Source organism: Streptomyces niveiscabiei (assembly GCF_033794345.1).
GTDB classification, from domain to species: Bacteria; Actinomycetota; Actinomycetes; order Streptomycetales; family Streptomycetaceae; genus Streptomyces; species Streptomyces niveiscabiei.
Genome location: NZ_JARAYJ010000086.1, coordinates 1 through 6,498 on the forward strand (window position 1 = coordinate 1; position 6,498 = coordinate 6,498).

Annotated in this window: 7 protein-coding genes; 2 read left to right on the top strand and 5 right to left on the bottom strand. The window is 67.1% G+C overall.

Going from position 1 to position 6,498, the window contains the following annotated elements; translation table 11 throughout:
* Positions 1 to 208 precede the first annotated feature (208 nt).
* Together PV682_RS43775 and PV682_RS43780 are read left to right on the top strand one after the other, a co-directional pair.
* Entirely contained in the window at positions 209 to 1,012 is an 804-nt protein-coding gene (locus tag PV682_RS43775) for a helix-turn-helix domain-containing protein (RefSeq protein WP_319738511.1), read from the top strand.
* Positions 1,002 to 1,217 carry a DUF397 domain-containing protein gene (locus PV682_RS43780; protein WP_319738512.1) on the top strand — a complete coding sequence of 72 codons (216 nt, stop codon included), beginning with the start codon at positions 1,002 to 1,004 and terminating at the stop codon, positions 1,215 to 1,217. Before PV682_RS43775 ends, PV682_RS43780 begins: the two co-directional genes overlap by 11 nt.
* A gap of 54 nt (positions 1,218 to 1,271) precedes the next feature.
* Here the strand turns inward: PV682_RS43780 and PV682_RS43785 are convergent, their stop codons facing one another.
* From PV682_RS43785 to PV682_RS43805, 5 genes are all read right to left on the bottom strand, one after another.
* Positions 1,272 to 1,415 carry a hypothetical protein gene (locus tag PV682_RS43785; protein ID WP_319738514.1) on the bottom strand — a complete coding sequence of 48 codons (144 nt, stop codon included), beginning with the start codon at positions 1,413 to 1,415 and terminating at the stop codon, positions 1,272 to 1,274.
* Complete coding sequence (locus PV682_RS43790) at positions 1,412 to 1,747, bottom strand: hypothetical protein (RefSeq protein ID WP_319738515.1); 336 nt, start codon at positions 1,745 to 1,747, stop codon at positions 1,412 to 1,414. Before PV682_RS43790 ends, PV682_RS43785 begins: the two co-directional genes overlap by 4 nt.
* Positions 1,748 to 1,937: 190 nt before the next feature.
* Positions 1,938 to 2,447, bottom strand: coding sequence for a class I SAM-dependent methyltransferase (locus tag PV682_RS43795; RefSeq protein WP_319738516.1), 510 nt, complete (start codon positions 2,445 to 2,447; stop codon positions 1,938 to 1,940).
* A 10-nt stretch (positions 2,448 to 2,457) separates the two neighbouring features.
* The gene (locus PV682_RS43800) at positions 2,458 to 3,240 is read right to left on the bottom strand and encodes a hypothetical protein (protein ID WP_319738517.1); all 783 of its coding nucleotides are present in this window, start codon (positions 3,238 to 3,240) and stop codon (positions 2,458 to 2,460) included.
* Entirely contained in the window at positions 3,240 to 6,182 is a 2,943-nt protein-coding gene (locus PV682_RS43805; RefSeq protein ID WP_319738518.1) for an SGNH/GDSL hydrolase family protein, read from the bottom strand. Before PV682_RS43805 ends, PV682_RS43800 begins: the two co-directional genes overlap by 1 nt.
* Positions 6,183 to 6,498: the final 316 nt, after the last annotated feature.

A 6,498-nucleotide genomic window follows, 5' to 3' on the forward strand; every position in this document is an offset into this window, starting at 1 on the left:
GTACGGCTTGCAGTCGTCGCAGTCCCCGATGATCTCGGGCGTGATGAACGGCTCCCAGGGGGACGGCTGTTCGGGCTTGTCACTTGTACCGTTGGGCACTGTCGTCAACCTCCGGATGGGTTTCGCCTATCCAGGGAACGACCCGTTCCGTAGGTCGCGGAACTGGCATTCTTGTGTCAAGCCGCGTGACACAAGGGGGTGTTAAGTTTTGGCCAGAACCTACGGGGAGTGGTTGAAGGCAGCGCGGGAGGCCAAGGGGTGGTCGCAGGAGGTATTGGCCGCGAAGTCGTTCCTGTCGCGGTCGCAGATCGCGAACTTCGAGTCGGACCGTAGGACGCCCACCAAAGAAGACGCCAGGCAGTTGGACAACGCGCTGGGCCTCGGTGACGTGCTGGAGACGTTCCGTCCCGGCGCTGCGGAGGAGGGGGCGGTTCCGAGCTGGTTCGAGCGTGGGCTGGCCCTTGAGCAACAGGCAACGATCATCCGCGGGTTCGGCCTCATCTTCGTCCCTGGCATCCTGCAAACCCCCGCGTACGCCGATGGGTTGCTGAGGCAGGGGTACCCGCCGATCAGTGCTGAGCAGCGTGCCGAGGCCGTTGACACACGCATGAAACGGGGCGCTCGGCTTGACGACCCCATGACGCCCATAGTCTGGGCACTTCTGGAAGAGGGCGTACTCAGGCGCCCAGTGGTACCGCCCCCGGTCATGGCGGAACAACTGGAGCACATCGCGGACCTTGCCGAAAGGGAGCGCATCCGGGTGCATGTGCTGCCCTTCGGCAAGGGGGTGCCGCTCCTCGACGGCTTGGTCTCGATCATGCGGTTCGAGGACCAACCGCCGATCGCGTACACCGAAGGGCTGCGTACGGGCTGCGTACACGACTCCCCCAGCATGGTGCAGGAGATCGAGGACACATACGATCTCGCCTTGGGGGATGCCGAGTCGCATGATGCGTCCCTGGTCATGATCAGGGAACAAGCACAGGAATACAGGAAACGAGATGCCAAGTAAGCACATCGCAGACGCGTCCACGCTGAGCGGCTGGCGTAAGTCGTCGTTCAGCAGCTCTCAGGGCGGGGAGTGCCTCGAAGTCCTGGACGGCTACGCGACGGGCGTCCCGGTCCGCGACAGCAAGACCCCCACCGGACCAGCCGTAGTCTTCTCCGACACCCACTGGGGTGTTTTCGTGGACGCCGTGACACGCGGCACCATCTGACGTCAGCACAAGGCAGGGCCCCCGTCGGAATGCTGACGGGGGCCCTGCCGCGCCTCAGAGGAGTACGCAGTCGGGGCAGGCGTACCGGACGGGGCCGGGGCCGGGGAGTTCGACGGCTGCTCGGGTCCAGCGTCCGCAGCGGGTGCAGACGGCCCACAGGGAGGTGGGCGGGTCGGTCGTCAGGGCGTCGCGGTTCATGCGCTGGTCCTGAAGGCTTCGGCGGGGAAGGGGGCGCCGGGGTAGGTGTACGGGTAGTCGATGCCCAACGTCGCGTACGCCGCCGCTCGTTGGCGTTCCTGCTGGAGTTCCCGTTCGCGTGCCGTGTCGGCCTCGGCCTGGCGGCGGAAGAACTCCGCAGCTTCTTCCTTCGTGGGCCCGGTCCAGGGGCGCGACCACGGGCTGACGTACGGCGGCGGGGGCACGGGGGCCGCAGCGGTGGGGGGCTTGCGGCGCCGTCCCTTGGCGGGGAGGGCGAGGGTGAGGAGGATGTGGAGGCACGCGAAAATGGCGCGCGCGATAGCATGACGCACGGCGACAGTCCTTCCAAGGTGTATGTCGTCACGGCCCCGTCAGCGGAGTGCGTCCAACACTCCGAGCCCTGATGGGGCCACTTTTTGTTGTGGTGAGCGGCACGCTAGCACCAACATCGGCTCCAGCGCACGCAGTTGCTGCAAAGTCCCGATATCCCGTCAGGAACTGACGAGTAACTAGGCGTAGTTCCTATACGGACGTGGTCCCGCACCCGATCAGCGTCCCGATGTGGCCTGCTTTCGGGGCGTCGAGGACACGTACCGACACCTCGTCAAACCCCGCCTTCCGCAGGAGACTTCGCCATGTGGCCGGCGTGTGGCTGTAGCGGTAGGTGTACGTCGCCGGTCCGGCGAAGCCGCCCTTGTACATGCCCTGCGGGCCGTACGCGCCGGGGATGGCGGGCGGCTGCGAGAACACGAACCGGCCGCCGGGGGTGAGGCGTTGCTTCACCAACGGAAACAGGCGCCGAGGGTCGGTGAACCAGGCGGCACCGAAGATCGAGTACACGGCGTCGTAGGTACGGGTGTCGCCGGTGAGGAAGTCGAGCACTTCGGCGCAGACGAACTCGACGCCGAGGGGGCCCCAGCGTTCGGTGGCGTTGGCGACCATCACCGGCGAGAGGGCGAAGCCGGTGCGACGAGCGGGACCGCGCTCAGGGTCTTCGCCCGGCGCGGTCCCGCCTCGTTGTTCAGATGTCACGGCCGCAGGGTCAGCATGAGGACGCCGGAACCGCTGTGGCGGAACCTTGGCCGTCGTCGCCGGGGACGGGCCGGGTGAAGCGGTAGCACTGGTCGACTGCTGCCCCCGATGCCTCCGAGCTGGAGACGAGGACGGAGACGGTCACCGTGTCCCCCTTGCGCATCACGTTCCTGACGTCGAAGGAACCCCGCCCGGTGGGGTCGAGGGCAGTCTGTACCCCGGCACGCGTCAGGTCCTCTGCGTACATGCTTGAGATGCGCGTCAGCGCCAGACGGACACGGCCGCCGATCTGGGTACTCGCACGACACACATCGTCGTCCCGCTCGGAAACCCTCGACGTCCACGCCTGGCCGGGGCGGTGGGTGTAGGTGAAGACGAAACACCTGGTCACCTCGACGGGCCCACCACCGGGGAGCATGACCTCTTCGTCGTACTGGGCGGATCTCGCGGCCGTGGCGGTGAACTCGCGGCGGGATGCGTCGTAAGTGACCACCGGAGCTTCGGAATGCTGCCAGATCACGCCAGTGAGTGCGTCGGCATCGGTGGTGCCGCTCGTGTCGAGTGCGCGGGCCGTGTCGTCAGCCGTGGCACGGGCCTGCTCCCGGATCAGTGCGAATGCCTTGTCCCTGCGCTCGCTGTTGACGTTCCCGTCATGCCAGTGCCGGTACCACAACCAGGAGACGACGACGCCGAGAACGACAGTCAACGCGATCAGGGTGGTCAGGCAGCCGGTGGTCACGAGGCGGTTCGCCCGCCTCGTGACCACCGCGCCGCCGGTTTTTTCAGGTCCCACTAGCTGCCTTTGTATCCGATGTCTGCCAGTGCCTGATCCATGACTCGGGCGTAGCCCGTAGTGCCGGCGTTCTTCGGGTGGAACGACTCAAGGCTGGCACAGACGTTCTCCCCGGGCCAGGGCAGGCAGGGAGCCTGGTTGGCCGGGTCCCCGTCGTGGAAGTCGCCATCGCCGTTCGGGCCGGCGACGACACGGTTGATCCACTCGTCGCCGTCACAGATTCCATGTCCCCGGAAGGCAGGTATCGGATCGGCGAAAGCCACCTTGGTTCCTGCCCTGTTCAGCTCCGCCACCTTGGCCTTCTGCTTGTCTCGGACGTAGTCGGCCAACTGGTTCAAGGCGTCGAAGTCGGCTGTCACGCATTGCTCGTCACTGACCAGGCGAGGGTAGCCCATGAGGACGATCTGAGCGTTCGGCGCGGCATCCGCGATGTCATCGACAAGGCCCCCGGTGTCCGCGACCGCCTGGTCGACCTTGCCCGTGTAGTCGGCCGGGTCGCACACCCCGATGACATAGCAGTTCGTGACGGCGTTGGTGAAGTTGTCCCCATCGTTGCCGCCGATGGTCAGCATGACCAGAGTGGTGTCCGGGCTGAGGACACCGGAGTCGATCTGGCTCTTCTCGTGGTAGTTGCCGATCCTTCCCCATGGTGTGGGGTCTCCCGGGGTCAGCTGCGAAGTTTTCGCGCCGGAGCAACTGACGTCCAGGAAGTCGACGGTGGCGCTCCTGTTATCTGAGAGGTCGCCGATGCTGGTGCTTTGACCGGGCAACTTGACCTTGCGCGGCCAGGAGTTGTCGCTGCGTCGGCAGGCGTTCCAGGTGCTCTTCCCGTGGTCCCTGTCGGACTCTGGTGAATAGCCCCCGGCGCCCTCACCGGAGGTGTAGGAGTCGCCCATGGCGACGACCATGTGCTTCGGCTTGCCCGCCAGCGGCTGGAAGGCGACGGCGTCCCAGGCGATGTCTTCGTCCGCGGTGCCGTCGGCGGTGGTGTTGGTCAGCTCCACCCGCGGGGTGCCCGTGAAGCGGTAGACGCCGAGTTCGACCCAGGTGTTCTCACTGAAGTGAGTGTTGACGTAGCGGTGACGGTCACCGCCCGCGACCCCCTTGATCACGTAATGGGCCTGCTGGGTGTGCGCCCCGGTGTCCGGCATGTGGGCGAAGACGCGAGCCCATTCGACGTTGCGGTCGAGGGTCCAGGTGCCGTCGATGGTCATCCGGCCGCCGGTGCCACCGAGATGAGCGGTGTCGCGGGTGTGCGTGTACCAGAAGTGGCCGCCGTGTCCACCGCCGATCTGGTGCAGGTCGCCCTTGGCCTCGAACGGGCCCAGGCCCGGGCCGGTCGCCGCCGGGTTGGGATGGAACGTGAACTGGAAGTTCCCGGCGTCGGTGCCGGACGAACCGCAGGAACTGTAGGTGTCGAGGTTGTCGGGGACGGACTCCACGACCAGCGCCCCGGCGGGGGCGGCGCCGCACTCCGGCGTGCCGTACTTCAGCCGAGTGCCGCGGCCTGGTTCCTCGCGCAGCGTGACGTACTTGATGCTCTCGTTGCCGCAGTCGGCGTCGCAGTTCGGCTTCCACGTCACGTTCGAGCCGCGCCACCAGTACTTCTCGTAGCACGTGGCGTCGGGGCAGTCCGGTGGGTTGGCGGCGTCGCAGTTGTTGGTGGCGTTGCAGAACGCGTCCAGCGGCGGCTTGACCCGGTCGCGCTGCCCCGGGTTGATCCACCAGGCCGGCCGGAAACCGGCGCTGGAGAACCCGGACTCGCCGGGCCAGTCCTGCCGCCCGTCGCTGGAGTAGGAGTAGCCGGTGTCCATGGACCAGGCGGCCCAGCCCATCACCTTCTCCTGGTACGGCCAGTTCTGGGGCTTCGCGGCGTCACGCGGGTCGGACATGAACGGGTGCCGCGAGGGCGGATAAGACGGGTTGGCGGGGTTATTGTACCAGCCCAGGCCCCAAGGCTTGCCGTCACCCTTGTTCTCGTTGAAGCCGAGGTTGTAGTTCCACAGCGCGGCGAACCAGTTCTCAGGCTTCGACGGATCGTCGTTGTTGACCGTGATGGTCTGCCCCGCGGTGTGCACCTGGTTCCACTTGTCCGCGAGGATGTACATCGACGCGGCGATGTTGACCGCATAGTCCAGGGCCACGGCCTTCTGCTTCGCCGGAGGCAGGGACGTCTCGTCGGGCTTCTCGAGACCGGCGAGACGCATGCCGTCGGTGACCTGGCCGACGCCGTAGCCGCAGTCCGACTGGTTCCAGTTGATCCTCCAGTACGCCTCGGACGTCTCCCCCTTGTGCCCGTAGAAGCCGGCGATCGCCGCCTGCGGGTTGCCCATCTGGCCGGGGATGGCACCGCCTTCGGCCTGCCACAGGTTCGACTCCTGGGCGAGCACGCCCAGCAGCACCTGGGCGGGGATGCGCCCGCCGCCCTTCAGAGCGGGGGCCGGGAACAGTCCCTGCGGATCGACGGTGCCCAGACCCGAACGCCAGCCTCCCTGCTTGATCCACTTGGCGCGCAGCTCGCCGCGGATCGCCATGTTGACGGCCCACTCGACCTGGTTCGGAGTCGGCTGCAGCGCGAGCGCCTTGACGTCGTTGCGGGGGATGGAGCACCAGCGGTCCGTGTCGACCGGATTGTGCGGGTCGGCCGCCCGTGCGGCCCGCCCGCTCTTGCCGACGGCCGGCAGTGCGGGCGAGGAGGACTCCTTGCCCGTGCCACTGGTGGTGTCGGCGAGCGCCTGGATGATCTTCTTGCCGGTCGCGGTCGCGACACTGCTCACAGTCGGCAGCGCGGGATCTCCGTCGGTGGGGTCCTGGGACATGCGTACCCGGGACGAGGGTTCGGCCTTGGTGAAACCCTTCCCCGCGTTCCCGATCCGGTCCAGGCCCGCACGCACGCCGGGCATGAGCACGGGGTCGACGGCCAGCCGGCCGTGGCTGGACACATCCGTATCCGCCGGAACCTTCAGGTGAGTCACGGCGGTGCCCGCGATCTTCGCGTCCGTGACGTCCCCAGTGAGGAAGGCCCGGCCCCCGGTTCCCTGTTCGAGGGCCAGGTCTCCGAGCTTCCCCGAGGCTAACGTCGACGGCGTGCCCCGGCCCTTCCACAGCTTGACGCGAGCCGTGCCACCGCTGCGGTCGAGGAACGATATCCCCTGGCTGGTTGAGGTTCCCCCGAGATGCGGAGTGTGTTGACAGAGGGTCAGATGGGACTCATGAGAGGAACATCGACCATGGCCGCCCCCAGAAAGTACTCGCTGG